Origin of the sequence: Pseudarthrobacter sp. CCNWLW217, assembly GCF_037203985.1 — a bacterium.
Classification (GTDB): Bacteria; Actinomycetota; Actinomycetes; order Actinomycetales; family Micrococcaceae; genus Arthrobacter.
Genome location: NZ_JBBCBT010000003.1, coordinates 80,236 through 96,273, shown reverse-complemented (window position 1 = coordinate 96,273; position 16,038 = coordinate 80,236). Strand labels below are relative to the sequence as shown.

12 protein-coding genes are annotated in these 16,038 nt (G+C 64.5%); 8 read left to right on the top strand and 4 right to left on the bottom strand.

What is annotated here, in order from left to right; all coding sequences use genetic code 11:
* Positions 1-23: 23 nt before the first annotated feature.
* On the bottom strand, positions 24-1,313 hold the full coding sequence (locus V9L18_RS04765) for an ABC transporter substrate-binding protein (protein ID WP_337346026.1): 1,290 nt from the start codon (positions 1,311-1,313) through the stop codon (positions 24-26).
* Positions 1,314-1,491: 178 nt separating this feature from the next.
* Here V9L18_RS04765 and V9L18_RS04760 point away from each other — a divergent pair, with 178 nt between their 5' ends.
* From V9L18_RS04760 to V9L18_RS04750, 3 genes are all read left to right on the top strand, one after another.
* A complete protein-coding gene (locus V9L18_RS04760) occupies positions 1,492-3,507 on the top strand; it encodes a beta-galactosidase (protein WP_337346025.1) in 2,016 nt (671 codons plus the stop codon).
* Positions 3,508-3,573: 66 nt separating this feature from the next.
* Positions 3,574-5,463 (top strand): HNH endonuclease signature motif containing protein, encoded by a 1,890-nt coding sequence (locus V9L18_RS04755; protein ID WP_337346024.1) that lies wholly within the window; start codon positions 3,574-3,576, stop codon positions 5,461-5,463.
* A 150-nt stretch (positions 5,464-5,613) separates the two neighbouring features.
* Positions 5,614-6,198: a GNAT family N-acetyltransferase gene (locus V9L18_RS04750; protein WP_337346023.1), complete on the top strand. Its 585-nt coding sequence runs from the start codon at positions 5,614-5,616 to the stop codon at positions 6,196-6,198.
* Between the two features lie 60 nt (positions 6,199-6,258).
* Here the strand turns inward: V9L18_RS04750 and V9L18_RS04745 are convergent, their stop codons facing one another.
* The 3 genes from V9L18_RS04745 to V9L18_RS04735 all read right to left on the bottom strand — a co-directional run bounded on the left by V9L18_RS04745 (position 6,259) and on the right by V9L18_RS04735 (position 9,789).
* On the bottom strand, positions 6,259-7,620 hold the full coding sequence (locus tag V9L18_RS04745; protein ID WP_337346022.1) for an ABC transporter substrate-binding protein: 1,362 nt from the start codon (positions 7,618-7,620) through the stop codon (positions 6,259-6,261).
* A gap of 293 nt (positions 7,621-7,913) precedes the next feature.
* Positions 7,914-8,855, bottom strand: a complete 942-nt coding sequence (locus tag V9L18_RS04740) for a carbohydrate ABC transporter permease (RefSeq protein ID WP_337346021.1) — start codon at positions 8,853-8,855, stop codon at positions 7,914-7,916.
* Positions 8,845-9,789, bottom strand: coding sequence for a carbohydrate ABC transporter permease (locus V9L18_RS04735; protein ID WP_337346020.1), 945 nt, complete (start codon positions 9,787-9,789; stop codon positions 8,845-8,847). Before V9L18_RS04735 ends, V9L18_RS04740 begins: the two co-directional genes overlap by 11 nt.
* An 84-nt stretch (positions 9,790-9,873) precedes the next feature.
* Here V9L18_RS04735 and V9L18_RS04730 point away from each other — a divergent pair, with 84 nt between their 5' ends.
* The 5 genes from V9L18_RS04730 to V9L18_RS04710 all read left to right on the top strand — a co-directional run bounded on the left by V9L18_RS04730 (position 9,874) and on the right by V9L18_RS04710 (position 15,947).
* The gene (locus tag V9L18_RS04730) at positions 9,874-10,056 is read left to right on the top strand and encodes a hypothetical protein (protein ID WP_337346019.1); all 183 of its coding nucleotides are present in this window, start codon (positions 9,874-9,876) and stop codon (positions 10,054-10,056) included.
* Between the two features lie 102 nt (positions 10,057-10,158).
* Entirely contained in the window at positions 10,159-11,454 is a 1,296-nt protein-coding gene (locus tag V9L18_RS04725) for an ABC transporter substrate-binding protein (RefSeq protein ID WP_337346018.1), read from the top strand.
* A gap of 46 nt (positions 11,455-11,500) precedes the next feature.
* A complete protein-coding gene (locus V9L18_RS04720; protein ID WP_337346017.1) occupies positions 11,501-12,691 on the top strand; it encodes an acetylxylan esterase in 1,191 nt (396 codons plus the stop codon).
* Entirely contained in the window at positions 12,688-14,811 is a 2,124-nt protein-coding gene (locus tag V9L18_RS04715) for a DUF6807 family protein (protein WP_337346016.1), read from the top strand. Before V9L18_RS04720 ends, V9L18_RS04715 begins: the two co-directional genes overlap by 4 nt.
* Entirely contained in the window at positions 14,808-15,947 is a 1,140-nt protein-coding gene (locus V9L18_RS04710) for a M24 family metallopeptidase (protein WP_337346015.1), read from the top strand. The genes V9L18_RS04715 and V9L18_RS04710 overlap by 4 nt, the downstream gene beginning before the upstream one ends.
* Positions 15,948-16,038 lie beyond the last annotated feature (91 nt).

Sequence of the window (16,038 nt, the reverse complement as noted above, 5' to 3'; positions counted from 1 at the left end):
GCAAGGGCAGATAATAAAACTGCTCAGGCGTTCTGCTTGATGAGGTCTTCGGCTTCCTTGAACCACGCGTCCGCTGCGCCGTCCACGGTGACCTTGCCGTAGTTCAGCTCGGAGCTGATGCGCTTGAAGGAAGCTTCCAGCGTGCCGAAGCCGACGATGGGCGGCTCGGGGGCGTCCTTGAGGTACTTCTCGATGGACTTTTCGTAGTCAACAACCAGCTTGTCGGTGCCCTCAAAGGTGGTGCCGTCGCGCTGGGTCTTGGAGGCTGGAACGCCGCGGGAGGTCTTGAAGATCTGGCCAACCTCGGGGTCGTTGACCATGAAGTCGATGAACCGGGCAGCGGCGTCCTTGTACTTGGTCTTGGCGCTGGCGACCATCAGCATGGAGGGCTTCAGGAACAGGCCCAGGTTATCCGGATCGTCGGAGGGAACCGGTACGAGCTTGAGCTCCTTGGCGCCGCTGTCAGCGAGGTAGCCGGCCATGAAGTTATCCCAGGTGACCTCAGTGGCGGTGACGTTCGAGCCGAACGGGGACTTCGGAGCGAGCTGGGTGGTGCGTTCCTCGGAAACGATGGCGGGAGTGCCGCGAAGGTCGGCGGTGAGGTTCCACCATTTCTTCAGGTCATCCTTGGTGAAGCCAAGCTTGCCCTCATCGGTGAAGGCGGCGATGTCATTCTGGCGGAGCCAGATGTTGAACATCCACCAGACGGACGTGTAATCGGTGCCGCCGAAGAGCGCGCCGTTGCCCTTGGATCCGACCTCGGCCAGGAACGCGTTGTATTCCTTGTAGGTCCAGGTGCCGTCCGGTTCGGCGATGCCGAGTGAGGCGAGCTTGGCGGGGTCGTAGTACACGGCAAAGGCGTTGGTGCTGGTGGGAATGCCGTAAGTCTTGCCACGGATCTGGCCCGAGGGCAGGAGCGACTTGTCGAAAGCGTCCGTGTTGATCTTGACCGTGCCCAGGTCCAGGAGCTGGTTACGCTGGCCGTAGTCCCGCATGTAGGACAGGTCCCACTGCATGACGTCGGGCAGGCCACCGCCGGCGGCTTCGGTTGCACGCTTCTGCCAGTATCCGGCGAAGTCGGTGAAGTTGCCGTTGACCTTGATGTCCTTGTTCTTTTCTTCGAACAGGGCAATGGCCTTACGGGTGCGCTCAGCACGGTCGTCGTTGCCCCACCAGGTGTAGTTGATGGTGACGGGGTTCTCCGCGGAGCCGGTTTCCCCGGCGGTTGTGGAGCCGGTACCGCAGGCCGCGAGTGCAGCGGCAGATGCGGTGCCGATGGCCACGGTGGTGAGGAAATGCCTTCTGTTGATCATGAGAGCCTCCTTGCTCGTTCCGTGTAAGCCCATACCCATTTATCTACAACGCGAGCAGTGAGCTGGCTTACACACCTTCTGAAACGATACAATAGCCGGATTATTGGTAGCGGGCAAGCGTTTTCCAAACATCGGTTTTCATGTACGTTTTATTCCAAGCATCAGACAAAGGAGTCACATGACTTTGCAGGAACGATCAGGCCCGGCGAGCGTCTGGGACGCTGTCGAAGGGATCGCCTACGGCGGCGACTACAACCCTGAGCAGTGGCCCGCCAGTGTCCGGTTGGAAGACCTGGAGCTGATGAAGGAAGCCGGCGTCACCTTCCTCAGCGTTGGAATTTTCTCCTGGGCACTGCTGGAACCTGCCGAAGGCGAATACGACTTCGGCTGGCTGGACGAAGTCCTGGACAACCTCGCCGCCAACGGGATCAAGGTTGCCCTGGCAACGGCAACGGCCGCTCCCCCGGCCTGGCTGGTCCGCAAGCACCCCGAGATCCTGCCAGTCACGGCTGACGGGACCGTGCTGGGACCGGGCTCCCGGCGGCACTACTCGCCGTCGTCGGCCGTTTTCCGCCGTTATGCAACGGGTATCACCCGCATCATCGCCGAACGCTACAAGAACCATCCCGCCTTGGCGCTGTGGCACGTAGACAATGAACTTGGCTGCCACGTTTCCGAGTTCTACGGCCCGGAGGACGCCGCCGCGTTCCGCAGCTGGCTGGAACGCCGCTACGGCAGCATAGCTGCCCTCAACGCAGCCTGGGGAACGGCATTCTGGTCCCAGAACTACGGTTCCTTCGACGAAATCCTGCCGCCCGCCGTCGCCCCCTCCACCCTCAACCCGGGCCAGCAACTGGACTTCCAGCGCTTCAACTCGTGGGCGCTGATGGACTACTACCGCGAGCTGGTGGCGGTGCTGCGGGAAGTCACTCCCAACATTCCGGCCACCACCAACCTGATGGCCTCCAGCGCCACCAAGTCGATGGACTACTTCGAGTGGGCCAAGGACCTGGACGTCATCGCCAACGACCACTACCTCGTGGCCGCCGATCCCGAGCGCCAGATCGAACTCGCGTTCAGCGCGGACCTCACCCGGGGTATTGCCAGCGGCGACCCATGGATCCTGATGGAACATTCGACGTCGGCCGTCAACTGGCAGCCGCGCAACCAGCCCAAGATGCCCGGGGAAATGCTGCGCAACTCCCTGGCGCATGTGGCACGCGGGGCGGATGCCGTCATGTTCTTCCAATGGCGCCAAAGCTTTGCCGGGTCGGAAAAGTTCCACTCGGCCATGGTTCCGCACGGCGGCCGGGATACGCGGGTGTGGCGCGAAGTGGTGGAGCTGGGGTCTGCACTGAAGCGGCTCGCGCCAGTCCGGGGTTCCCGCGTGGAGTCCAAGGCTGCCATCGTTTTCGATTACGAGGCATGGTGGGCCAGCGAGATCGACTCCAAGCCAAGCCAAGACGTAAAGTACCTCGACGTCCTGCGCGCATTCCACCGTTCACTGTTCCTGCGCGGGATCTCCGTGGACATCGTCCACCCCTCCGCCTCGCTGGAGGGGTACGACCTGGTCCTCGTCTGCACCCTGTACTCCGTCACCAACCACGCGGCCACCAACATCGCGGCTGCCGCTCGCTCGGGCGCCACCGTTCTGGTGACCTACTTCAGCGGGATAGTTGACGAAAAGGACCACATCCGGCTGGGTGGCTATCCTGGCGCATTCCGTGAACTGCTGGGCATTCGTGTGGAGGAGTTCCACCCGCTGCTGGCGGACTCCCAACTGAAGTTGAGCGACGGCGGTGTCTCGTCCGTGTGGAGCGAGCACCTTCACCTGGCCGGGGCGGAAGCGCTTCAGACGTTCACCGATTACCCCCTTGAGGGTGTGCCCTCGCTGACCCGGCATGCTGTAGGGTCCGGGGCTGCGTGGTACCTGGCCACATTCCCCGACCATGACGGTATCGAGTCAGTGGTGGACAGGCTGCTGGCTGAATCCGGAGTTGCGCCTCTAACGCAGGCAGATTCCGGGGTGGAACTCACGCGCCGCCGCGCCGCTGACGGCAGCTCCTTCCTCTTCGCCATCAACCACTCGCGCTCTTCCGCCTCTGTCCGGGCCGCTGGAACGGACCTGCTCAGCGGAGACCGATTTGGCGGCACGATTGAGGGCGGTGGCGTGGCGGTGATCGCGGAGGACTAAGGCCCTTCTTTTCGTTGGCGGTCTAGTGACAGCAAGATTGTCGTACCCCTTTGGCAGGGTATTCCTATGGAAGCTCTTAGGGTTCAGCGGGTGGGGCACGGCGGCGCAGCCGCCCTGCTCACGCGGGCTGAGCCGCCTGTTGGGGGCGCTTCCAGGGGCAGGGCGTTCGACGGCAGCATCAGGGCTGCCCGGTCCGACAAGCAGTTCGTTCCAACCTCGGAGGTAGCTGCTTCGTGCCTGCCCAGCCCTGCCGGGCTGCCGGATGCTTCAGCGCTTGCGGAGGCCATCGCCGTCGTGAAAGCTGCCGCGGCGGCCGGGCCGGGCTTCCTGGCAATGGCGGGCTACGCGGAAGCCGCCGAGTACGCCAGCCAAGTCGAGGACCTCTCCCGGTCGGTGGAGTACCTGCAGGTCCTGGGTGCAGGCGCAGTGGACCGCACCCGCACTCAGGCCATCGCCGACGCAGCAACCGCACGGACCCGGAACGGCGGTTCCTGGATCACCGGGTGGGATAACGGCACCGAAACGCTTGATGAGACCGACGCTTCCTGGCCTCATGGCACGGCCGATCCCGCCACCTTTGGCCGCGCCGGCTTCACCGCACAGTCTGTTCCGCCTGTTCCGGTGTCGCCGGCCGATGACGGTTGCAAGAACACCGCCGAGTTCCTGCGTGCCCGGCTCCGGATCAGCGTCTCCGAAGCCCACCGCCGGATCAGTCTCGCCGCCGCGGTGCTGCCCCGGACCGGGATCACCGGAGATACCCAGCCCGCCGAACGCCCCGAACTCGCTACCGCCGTCGCAGCAGGGACCGTCGCGTCCCGCCCCGCAACCATCATTACCCTGGCACTGGACCGCGTCCGGCACCACGCCTCCGCGGACACCACCACCCGGATGGAACACGCCCTAACCCGCACCGCCGCAGAAAACGACACCGACTTCCTCACCCGAATCGCCCGCCGCTGGACCGAGGCGATCGACCAGGACGGCACCGAACCCACCGAACACGAACTCCGCCACCGGCAGGGCGCCTTCCTCCGCCAGGCCCGCCGCGGACTGCACCATGTGGAAATCTTCGCCACCCCCGACCAATACGAACACCTCATCACCGTCATGAACACCGCCACCAACCCCCGCACCCAGGCAGGCAATCCCCACACCACCACCGGTACCGGCGGCAGCGACGCCACCAGCACCCCAGACAGCGGGGCCGGCAGCACCACGGACGAGAGGGACAACGGGGATACCGGTGCCGCCCCTCAACCCGACCTGGACCGGCGCACTCGGCCACAACAACTTCTCGACGGCCTCGTCGGCGCCTGCAAGGCAGCACTGGCCACCGGCACCCTCCCCGCAACCGGCGGACTCCGCCCCCAAGTTATGGTCACCATCGATTACCGCGACCTCCTGGACCGCCTCGAACACGCCACCACCCAAGGACCCCGCTACCGCCCTCAACCAACCAACCCCACCCTGAAGCACCACAACACTCGCGACACCGGCAGGGTCCCCCGCACCGGGCCCCCGGATCCCGGCAGCATTCCCGGCACCGGATCGTTCGCGTTCACGGGCCCCGCCGCCCCCGCCACGGTCCGCAAAATCGCCTGCGACGCCGACATCATCCCCGTCCTGCTCGGCAGCGAAGGACGCATCCTGGACATCGGCCGCACCACCCGGATCTTCCCGCCGCACATCCGCAAAGCCATCACCGCCCGCGATCACGGCTGCGCATTCCCCGGCTGCAACGTCCCTGCGCCCTGGTGCGAAGCCCACCACATCACCTACTGGTCACACGGCGGATCCACCAGCACCGACAACGGCACCCTGCTCTGCACCCATCACCACCACCTCGTCCACAAAGAACAATGGCAAATCCAGGTTAAAGCCGGCATCCCCTGGTTCATCCCCCCACCCCACATCGACCCCCACCAAAAACCCCAACGCAACCACCACCAAACATAGGCAACGCACGTCCAACGCCGATCAAGGCTGTCCGGTAAGGCTGTACCCGCAGTCGAGCCGCCAGGTCGATGTAACGCCGGGCAAGCTGATTCCGCACGCCAAGGAAATCCGGAGCCTCCCAGAAGAGGCCATCTGGGCGATACTGGACAGGTGATCAGGGAGGCCAAGCCAGAAGACATCTCCGGAATCCGTGACATTGAGATCGCCGCCGGAGTACTCTTTCGCGGGCTCGGGATGGACGCCGTAGCGGACGACGCCCCACCGTCTCAGAGCGATCTGGCGCCCTACCTGCGCGATGGCAGGGCTTGGGTGGCCACAGACCCGGCCGACAATCCCATCGCGTACCTCCTCGTAGACGTTATTGACAGCAGGGCCCACATCGAACAGGTCAGCGTCCACCCGGTGCACAGCCGCAAAGGCCTCGGCAGCGCCCTCATCGACCATGTGGAACGGTGGGCCGCCGCACGCAGCCTCCACGGAATGACGTTGACAACTTTCAGCGACGTCCCCTGGAACGCGCCCTACTATGAGCGCCTTGGCTTCAGGACATTGCCCGAAGAAGCCTGGTCCAACGGTCTGAAGGAGATCGTGCGGGAGGAAGTCCGGCATGGGTTGGGCGCGTGGCCGCGCGTAGTGATGGAAAAAGACGTCGCCTATGATAAGCAGCTCCGTCCCGGCAGGGAACCAGTGGTTCCTGCCGGGACGGAGCTGCCACCCGCCGTCGGACGTTCTTAGAGGATGCTAAAGGACTTCCGGAGCCTTTACGGCGGTGTGCGGACTAGACGGGTCTGCGCTTTAGCTACTGATTGCCGACTTCATTTCGTCGTGGGCTTTCTTGCCGGCCTCATCCGTTGAGAGCCTATTGAAGAGGACCTCTGAGGTGTACCGCTTGATGATCTCCTGGATTGCACCGGCGCCCTTCGGCGGAGCGGCAGGAGCCTCACCGAGCTCGCCCTTGATCTGGTCGATGAACTTGACCACCTTGATGTCAGCGGGAGTCAGCTTCGATTCAATGGCATCGCGGACGTCTGTGTTGGGGTATACGCCACGGTCAGCCAAGAGAGCTTCTCCGGCTTTTTCATTGTTGGCCAGGAAGTCAATGAATTTGGCCGTTTCCTCAGGGTGCTTGGTCCGGGAGGAAGCGGACCAGAACTGGGATGCCTTGTACCAGAGCTGTGTGTCGGCAGCCTTCCCGGTCTTGGAGGGGAACCGCAGGATCTGGAGGTCGCTTCCAGCCGCTTTCTCGAGTGCCGGCAACTGGTTCGACCACCAGAAGGCCAGCCCGTTCTTGCCGGTGGCCAGGCCGCTCTGGTCCAGCGGCGCGGCTTCGGCTTCCACAACTTCCGACGCCGACGGAACGGCCTTCTTCTCGCTAAGCTCCTTCAGGAACTCCCACCACTGGGCAATATCGGCCGGCTCGAAACCCAGCTTGCCGTCGGAGGTGTAGAGGGATTTGTCGTTCTGGCGCAACCAGACGCCCAAGGATGCCTCGTCCGTGCCGTAGGCGGCAGAGCCGTACGTGCCCTTCGGGGACTTCTCGGTGAGCTCGGCGGAGATGCGGCCGAAGTCTTCCCAGGTCCAGGTCGTGTCATCCGGAAGCGGCACACCGGCGGCCTGGAACACGGCGGGGTTGGCGATGATCGTGGCCGCGTTGATGCCTGCAGCAATCCCGGTCAGTCCATCCTCGCTCTTGCCCGCATTCAGGGCGGCCTCGTCCAGCTTCGACGTGTCGATCTGGTACTTGGAGAGATCCAGCAGGGCGCCGCGGCTGGAGTACTCGGTGATGTACTTTTCGTCCATCTGGATGATGTCCGGAGCGTCGTTGGCGGCTACCTGGGTGGCCAACTTGTCCCAGTAGCCGCTCCAGTCGCCGTACTCGGGCTTGATCTTGATCTTGGGGTTCTCGGCCTCGAAGGCAGCGATTGCCGCCTGCGTCAGCTGGGCGCGTTTGTCGCTGCCCCACCAGGAAAAGCGCAGTTCCACGGTGCCGTCGGCACTCTGTGGAGCGGCTCCCCCGCCGCAGGCGCTCAGGGCAAGAACGGCGGCGGCTGCAGCAGCCACCACGCCTGTCTTGCGGAACCTGCGGTATGCGCCGTTGGAGGGTGTCTCTGCCGAATGGTTCCGGGCAGCAGACTCAGAACGGGGAAAAAGCGGCACTGGATACTCCGATCTTCTTTGATCTTGTTGCTGGGGATGTGAAAACGAGGAAGCGTTTTCTTAAGTCTGATACTACAAGTTGGATACTTGTATTACAAGAGGTTGCCCGGAAGCTCTTGGGGACCTCTCCTATAAGGAAAAGCGCGACGTCGAATGTTCCGTAGGCAGGGACGAGCGGCTGCCTGCCTGCGCCCCAACCCCTAACAGCCGACGGCCCGCCCCTTGGCGGGACGGGCCGTCGGTTCGAGTCGGTTTCGAGCGACGGGCTGGTAGGAGGCAGCCGCCGGTGAGGGCTATTTGATGCCGGTGGTGGCGATGCCCTTGATCAGGAACCGCTGGCCGAAGAGGAAGACCAGGAAGACCGGCAGCAGGGACACGATGGACATGGCGAACAGCGAACCCCAACTGGTGGCGGACTGCGAATCCACGAAGGCGCGCAGGGCCACGGGAACAGTGAACATATCAGGGTCCGTGAGGTAGATCAGGGCGCCGAAGAAGTCGTTCCAGGTCCAGATGAACGTAAAAATAGTGGTCGTGGCCAGTGCCGGCACCATCAGCGGCAGGATGACGCGCAGGAAGATGCGGGGGTGGCCTGCACCATCGATGCGTGCGGCCTCGTCCAGGTCCTTTGGAATACCGCGGATGAACTGGACCATCAGGAAGACAAAGAACGCCTCGGTGGCCAGCAATTTCGGGACGATCAACGGCCAGAAGGTGTTCACCCACCCGATCTGGGAGAACAGGATGTACTGCGGCACGATGACCACGTGGAAGGGAAGCATGATGGTCAGCAGCATGATGCCGAAGAAGAGCTTCTTGCCGGTGAACTGCAGCCGGGCGAAAGCGTACGCGGCCATCGAGCAGGAGATCAGGTTGCCCAGGATGGAGCCAATGACCACGATCGCGGAGTTGATCATGTAGTGCCCGAAGGGGTGGGTCAGGGCTGACCAGCCGTCGGTGTAGTTGCTCATCTCCAGGCTGTTGAGCCAGAGTCCCGGTTCGCGGAAGATCAGCTCGTTGGCCCGGAGGGAAGAGACCACCATCCACAGCAGCGGGTAGATCATCAGGGCCCCGGCGAGGATCAGGATGGCATGCTTGCCCAGGGCTTTGGTCCGCTGTTTCCGGCTGAAGGCCAGGGTCCCGCGGGATTCCCGGGGTTTACGGTGATTCGTAGGCTTGCCGGCGCCGGAAGTCTTCCTGTCCGGGGCGGGCAGCGTCTGCAGCTTAGTCGTCATAGAAAACCCAATACTTGGAAGCGATGAAGTTGATGGCGGTGAACACACCGATGATGACCAGCAGGAACCAGGCCATGGCCGAGGCGTAGCCCATGTCGAACTGGCCGAAGCCCTTTTGGTAGAGGTACAGGGTGAAGAACATCGTGGAGTCGGAAGGTCCGCCGTTTCCGCCCGAGACGATGAACGCCTGGGTGAACGACTGGAACGAACCGATGATCTGCAGGACCAGGTTGAAGAAGAGGATCGGGCTCAGCATTGGCATCGTGATCTTCCAGAACTGCTGAAGAGTGCTGGCGCCGTCCACCTTCGCGGCCTCGTAGTACATCACCGGGATCTGTCGCAGACCGGCCAGGAAGATGATCATCGGGGCGCCGAACGTCCAGACGTGCAGCAGGATGATGGAGCCCAGCGCCGTGCTGGGGTCTGAAATCCAGCCGGGGCCCTGGATGCCGAACATCGCCAGGACCTGGTTGACCAGGCCGGTGGTGCCGAAGATCTGCTTCCAGAGGATAGCGACAGCCACCGAGCCGCCCAGGAGGGACGGCAGGTAGAACACCGAGCGGTAGAACGGCAGGCCGCGCAGGCCCTTGTCCAGGACCAGCGCGATCAGGAGCGCCACGGCCAATTGGAGCGGAACGCCGACCAGGACGTAGGTGAATGTCACGCCAAGTGAGTTGTGCAGCCGGGCGTCCGAGAACATCCGGGTGAAATTATCCAGGCCCACCCATTCCGGCGGCTGGAGGAGGTTGTAGTCCGTGAAGGACAGGTACAAGGACATCAGCATCGGGCCGATGGTGATGGCAACCAGGCCCACCAGCCACGGCAGCAGGAAGATGTAGGCGGCCTTATTGTCCCGGCCGTTGGCCTTCTTCTCTTCGGCAGTGGCCTTGCCCTTACGCCGGGAAATCGAGCTCAGTTCACTGATGGCGCTCATTGCGGCGACTCCATTTCACGCAGCAGGACCGCCGGTGCCGGCAAGCCTGCCGGCCGGGGCGTCCTAGGGATGTGTTTAGCGGCCATGTGGTCTCCTTTGGTCATCGTGGCCCTCCACGTCGGGGGTGTGATCGCCGGGGCGATCGGGATGCGTCCCGCCTCCGGTGGCGGACTTCGGGTGCTGCGCGGAGCGGCTGAGGCTGTTTCCGCGGTCCGGTTCCGCCGCCGCCGGGCGGGACGTGTAAAAAGCGGCTCCGTACCAAAGTAAACGGTTTCTTGACTCCTGTATAGCCCTTTGTTAGCTTTTGAGAAAGCGTTTTCTGTTACCAGGATCACTCTATCCACACTTCGACACCCGAGGGGCACAACAATGCGGTTTGGTCTCAATAAGTCTTTACTGGGCATCGCCGGAACGACGGCGGCACTCGCGTTGGTCCTCACCGGCTGCGGGGGCAACCCTGAAGCCGGAAAAGTGGGCACCGTGGAAGATCCGGTCACCATCCGGTTCGCCTGGTGGGGGAACGACTCCCGCGCCAAGACCACCCTGGAAGTCATCAAGGACTTCGAAGCCGCCAACCCCACCATCAAGGTCCAGGGCGAAAACACTGAGTTCAGCTCGTATTGGGACAAGATGGCCACGCAGATCGCTGGCGGCACCACCCCCGATGTCTTCGCCATGAGCGGTTCCTATCCCAGCGAGTACTCCAGCCGCGGCGTCCTGCTGGACTTGGACAAAGTCAAGGACCAGTTGGACACCTCCAAGTTCGCCGAGGGCACTGTGGACCTGGGGAAGATCGACGGCACGCAGTACACCATCACCGCCGGGGTGAACTCAATGTCGATGGTCATCGATCCCGTGGTCTTCGAAAAAGCCGGCGTGGAACTCCCGGATGACGAGACCTGGACCTGGGACGACTTTGCGGATATCGCCGCGGAAATCACCAGGAAATCGCCGGCTGGAACTTTCGGCACCACCCCCATGGCCAACGATTCGTTCCTGGCAGTGTGGGCACGCCAGAACGGCGAAGACCTCTACACCGAGGACGGCAAGAAGATGGGCATCAGCGAGGACACGCTGGCCAAGTGGTTCGAGCTGAACAAGAACCTGATGGAAACCGGCGGGGCGCCGTCGGCCTCCCAGACGGTGGAAGACGGATCCGCACAGCCTGAACTGACCCTGATGGGCCAGGGCAAGCAGGCTATGAAGATCTCCTGGAGCAACCAGATGACCTCCTACTCGGGCTCGCCCCTGGTCATGATGAAGATGCCCGGTGAAAGCAAGGAACCGGGTGCTTGGCTGCGCTCGTCCATGGAGTACGCCATCTCCTCCAGGTCGGCCCACCCCAAGGAAGCGGCATTGTTCATCAACTACCTGGTGAACAACATGGATGCAGCCAAGAAGATCAAGAGTGACCGCGGAATGCCCGCCAACACCGAACTGAAAGCCGGCATCACCCCGCTCCTGAAGGATTCCCAGCAGAAGGAAGCCGCCTACCTGGATCGGATCGCTGAGTTGAACATTGCAGCGCCGAAGCCGTTCCCCGCAGGGTCATCCGCAACGCTCGAAGTTTTGAACCGATTCAATACAGATGTACTCTTCGGTAAGGTTTCCCCGCGGGACGCCGCCAAGGGCATGATTTCCGAGGTCAACCAGAACCTCGGCTGACCGCCGCCGACGCCCACCAGTCCCCTATCGAACAACAGGCAGGCCAGTGACTACACCAGAGGAGCCCACGCGGCCCAGCGCCATTGGGGGCTATGAGGACTGGCCCGGCTATGTCCGGCACCAGCCCCGCCACCAGGCCGCCACCCCGGAAGCCCAGGAGCTCGCGGATGCCCTGGGCGTCCCCGCCGCCGCCCCTCCGGCCGATGTCACCGTCCACTGGGAGGAAACGTACGACGGCGTCACCACCTCCCAGCTCAGCTGGCAGTTGGGCTTCGGCCCCCGCAGTACGGGCTGGCTCGTGCGCCCGGACGGGGCTTCCGGTGCCCTGCCGGGTGTGCTCGCCCTGCATTGCCACGGCGGAAACAAGTTCGGCGGAGCGGACCGGCTGGTGGAACTTCCGCAGTCCCATCCTTCCGCCGCGGCGGCGCGGGCGGGCCACTACGACGGCCAGGCACTGGCTACGGAGGTGGCCCGCGCCGGCTTTGCCGTGCTGGCCCATGACACGTTTGCGTGGGGCAGCCGCCGGTTCGACCTCTCCGTACCGCCGTGGCGAACGGCCGCAGCGCTGGACGCGAGGAAGTCGCAATGGCGGGAGGACGGCGTCGTACCAACCGATGCGGACCTGTACAACGCCGCCGCAGGCATCCATGAAGACACCGTGGCCAAGGCCGCTGGCCTGCTGGGCACCAGCCTGGCAGGAATGGTTGCCCATGACGACCTCGCGGCACTGGAGATCCTGGCCTCCCTGCCTGGGGTTGATCCGGAGCGGCTGGGCTGCATTGGCTTCTCCGGCGGCGGCGGCCGGTCGCTCGCGCTGGCTGCGCTGAGCCCGCGGATCAAGAACTACGTGGTGACCTGCATGATGGCCACGTTCGAGTCACTCCTGCCCGCCTACCTGGACGCCCACTCCTGGCTGCTCCAGACGCCGGGGCTCTGGAAACTGGGCGACTGGCCGGAACTCACCGCAAGATCCGAAGCGGAGGGTTTCCTGGTGCAGTTTGCCCTGACGGACCAGCTTTTCCCCGAAAGCGGCATGCGCGAGGCCCACCTAATACTGGAGTCACTGCACCCGCCCGGCGCCTACACAGGAAGTTTCTGGCCGGGCGGTCACGTCTTCACCGCCGGGATGCAGAATGAAGCCATCAGGTACTTAGCCAGAACTCTAGGCGCCGAAAGCCCCGCCACCCAGCACCATCTAACCCTTTCCACTCCCATCGGCACCGAGGACCATCGATGACTCAACAATCCGCCTTCGCGGCACCTGGCACTACAACGCCGCACTCTGCCGCGAAACCCGGCACCGACTCAGCTCCAACTGACCGTCCGCGGATAGCCCTGGTGGGCGTCCATGGCTTTGGTGAGCGGCACCTGGCCAACCTGGCCCGGCTGGAGGCGGCCGACGCCGTCGAACTGGTGGCAGTGGCTGATCCGCATCCGCCGCAGGAGGGGACACTGGGGGCTTCCGTGGCGGTCTTCACCACCCTGGAGCAGTTGCTGGCGTCGGGAACGGCCCCGGATGTGGTCATCCTGGCCACGCCGATCCAGACCCACGCTCCACTGGCGTTGACTGCACTGGCGGCAGGCGCGGACGTATACGTGGAAAAGCCCCCCGTCGCTTCCATGGCGCAATTCCAGGAGGTTTTGGATGCGGCCAATGCGTCGGGAAAGCTGGTCCAAGTGGGCTTCCAGAGCCTGGGGTCCCTGGCCCTGCCCGCGATCCGCGAGTCGATCGCTTCCGGCGAGATCGGGGATGTCCTCGGTTTGAGCGCCCAGGGCATGTGGCTGCGGACCAAGGGCTACTTCCAGCGGTCCCGCTGGGCCGGGAAACGCAGCCTCGATGGCACCGACGTTGTGGACGGCGTGGCCACAAATGCCCTGGCGCATGCCGTAGCAACCGGGCTGCATCTGGCCGGCGCGCATACCGTTGCCGACGTCGCATCAGTGGAGACTGACCTTTACCGGGCCAATGACACCCAGAGCGACGACACCTCCGTGATCCGCGTCCGCACCGCGGCCGGGCAGACCCTGCTGTGCGGCCTGACGCTCTGCGCCCCGGAGCAGCAGAACCCTTCCGTAACGGTCCACGGCACTCAGGGGGACATCATGTTCTTCTACACGGAGGACGAGGTAGTCACCACCACGGCAGCCGGCGAGCGCCGCGAGACCTTCGGGCGGACTGACCTGCTGGAGAACCTGCTCGATGCCCGCAGCACCGGCGCTCCCCTGCTGTGCAGCCTGCCGGACACCGGTGCTTTCACGTCCGTGCTCGAAGCCATCCGCACGGCTCCCGACCCGCAGGAGATTCCCGCCGCGCATCTCACGTGGGAAGGCGCCGGCGAGGACGCACACCCCGTAGTAACCGGCATCCCTGAACTCATCGAGCGCGCGGCCAAGGCCCAGGCGACGTTCGCCGAACTCGGCGTCCCCTGGGCCCGCAGTGTGCCTCCGGTGCAGACCTTCGACCTCGCCGGTGGGCCTGTGGCCGAGTACCAGGACGGCAGCCACATCCGCGCCGTTTCCTCGCCCCGCCCCTACCTCCACCCGGTCCGCACCCTCAGCGGGACCGTCGTCACCGATCATCAGCCGCTGGACCATGTGTGGCACCTGGGTGTGGGCGTGGCTTTGCAGGACGTGGACGGCGTCAACTTCTGGGGCGGCCGTACCTACACCCGGGCAGCCGGCGAATACGTCTGGCGGCCGGACCATGGCACCATCGTCCGCACGGACCAGACGCAAGGCGGAACCGCCGTCGAACAGTCCCCGGCGGGCGGCCGGCTGGCCGAATCCCTGTCCTGGAACGGGCCCGACGGCGCTCCCGTCCTGACCGAGCAGCGCACCTGGACGTGGGCCTTGGCAGGCTCCTCCGCCTGGCAGCTCAGCCTCGACTTTGCGCTCTCCCCCGCGGGCGATAACCCGGTGAGCCTGGGCAGCCCCGGCTCCAACGGCCGCCACCAGGGCGGCTACGGCGGGTTCTTCTGGCGCCTTCCGGAATGCTCCGGGGCAACGGTCTGGACGCCATCGGGCACCGGTGAGGCCGCCGTGCACGGAAGCGTCACGCCGTGGCTCGCCTGGTCCGGCAGGTTCAGTTCGGGAACTGACGACGGCGGCACGCTGGCCGAACCTGCGGGCGGCGGTACCGCCACTCTCGTGTTCGTCGCCGCGGCGGATTCCACGGATCCGTGGTTTGTCCGGGTGGACGGCTATCCGGGTGTTGGCCAGTCACTGGCCTGGGACGCCCCGGTGATTGCCCAGCCCGGCACGCCGGTGCGCCGCAGCGTCACCGTGTTCATCGCCGACGGAATTTTGGGCACGGAAGACATTGAGACATTGATCAAAACGCAGGGGGACAATTCATGAGCCAGACCACCGCCACACCCGCGCCACACCATTCGCCGCCCGCCGGCAAACGGACAGCACCCGCCTCCACAGCCGACCGCGAGGTCAAACGACGGCGCGTGCTGGATATCCTCGACGCGAAGGGCCAGGACTCGCTCCTGCTGACCACCCACACCGCGCTGACCTGGTACCTCGATGGCAGCCGCGTGCATATCAGCCTGGCGGGAGATCCCATCGCCGCCCTGCTGGTGGACCGCGCAGGCGACCACCTGGTCACGTTCAACAATGAGGCCGGACGCATAGCTGCCGAGGAACTCCCGGCGGGAGTTTCCCTACACACCGTCCCCTGGTACGGGAACCTGCACGAGGCCGCTGCCGCCGTCGGACGTTCTGCTGGCAGCAGCGCGGGCACTCCGCTCGCCGAGGCAGCGGTGGCTACCGAGCTGAGGGCTGCCCGGCAGCAGCTGCTCCCCGGCGAGAGCGCCCGCTACGCCCACCTCAGCGCGGAACTGGCGGGCATCATGACTGACGTGCTGTCCACCGCCCGGCCGGAAACCACTGAATTCGAGCTCGCGTCCGCCCTCGCCGGCCGTGTGGTGGCCGCCGGCGCGGAGCCGCTGGTCCTCTTGTGCAACGGCAGTTCGCGAAGCGATTTCCGCCACCCGCTAGCTACCCACGCGCCGCTTGGCCGCCGGGCCATGGCAGTGGTGTGCGCACGACGGGATGGCTTGGTTGCCAACATCACCCGCTGGGTAAGGTTCGACGGCGGCACGCCCGCGGAGCTCGACGCCGAGTCCCGGATCGCTGCCGTTGAGGCGGACATCTTTGACGCGACCGTCCCCGGCACCCGGCTTGACCGCATCTTCGGAGAGATTAAGGCCTCGTACTTCCGCCACGGCTTCGGCTCGGAGCAGTGGGAGCAGCACCACCAGGGCGGACCGGCCGGCTATGCCGGGCGGGACCCGCGCGTCACCGCCGCCGCCACCGACGCCGTGGTGCTCAACCAGCCGTTCACCTGGAACCCGTCAGGGCCCGGTGTGAAGATCGAGGATACGGTCCAGCTCACCGAGTCGGGGATGAAGGTCCTGACCGTTGATGACCGCTGGCCCACCACCACCGTCAACGGGCTCAAGCGCCCCCTCACGCTGCAGCTCTAGGCAAAACGCTCTCTCACATAGAACTGCTCCCCGGAAGTCGGAACTGAATTTCTCAGTCCAACTTCCGGGGAGCAGTTCACAACGGAGAGAG

What these genes read in the sequence shown, in the direction of transcription:
- V9L18_RS04765 (WP_337346026.1), bottom strand. Translation starts at nt 1,313, where the DNA reads ATGATCAACAGAAGGCATTTCCTCACCACCGTGGCCATCGGCACCGCA.
- V9L18_RS04760 (WP_337346025.1), top strand. Translation starts at nt 1,492, where the DNA reads ATGACTTTGCAGGAACGATCAGGCCCGGCGAGCGTCTGGGACGCTGTC.
- V9L18_RS04755 (WP_337346024.1), top strand. Translation starts at nt 3,574, where the DNA reads ATGGAAGCTCTTAGGGTTCAGCGGGTGGGGCACGGCGGCGCAGCCGCC.
- V9L18_RS04740 (WP_337346021.1), bottom strand. Translation starts at nt 8,855, where the DNA reads ATGACGACTAAGCTGCAGACGCTGCCCGCCCCGGACAGGAAGACTTCC.
- V9L18_RS04735 (WP_337346020.1), bottom strand. Translation starts at nt 9,789, where the DNA reads ATGAGCGCCATCAGTGAACTGAGCTCGATTTCCCGGCGTAAGGGCAAG.
- V9L18_RS04730 (WP_337346019.1), top strand. Translation starts at nt 9,874, where the DNA reads ATGTGGTCTCCTTTGGTCATCGTGGCCCTCCACGTCGGGGGTGTGATC.
- V9L18_RS04725 (WP_337346018.1), top strand. Translation starts at nt 10,159, where the DNA reads ATGCGGTTTGGTCTCAATAAGTCTTTACTGGGCATCGCCGGAACGACG.
- V9L18_RS04715 (WP_337346016.1), top strand. Translation starts at nt 12,688, where the DNA reads ATGACTCAACAATCCGCCTTCGCGGCACCTGGCACTACAACGCCGCAC.
- V9L18_RS04710 (WP_337346015.1), top strand. Translation starts at nt 14,808, where the DNA reads ATGAGCCAGACCACCGCCACACCCGCGCCACACCATTCGCCGCCCGCC.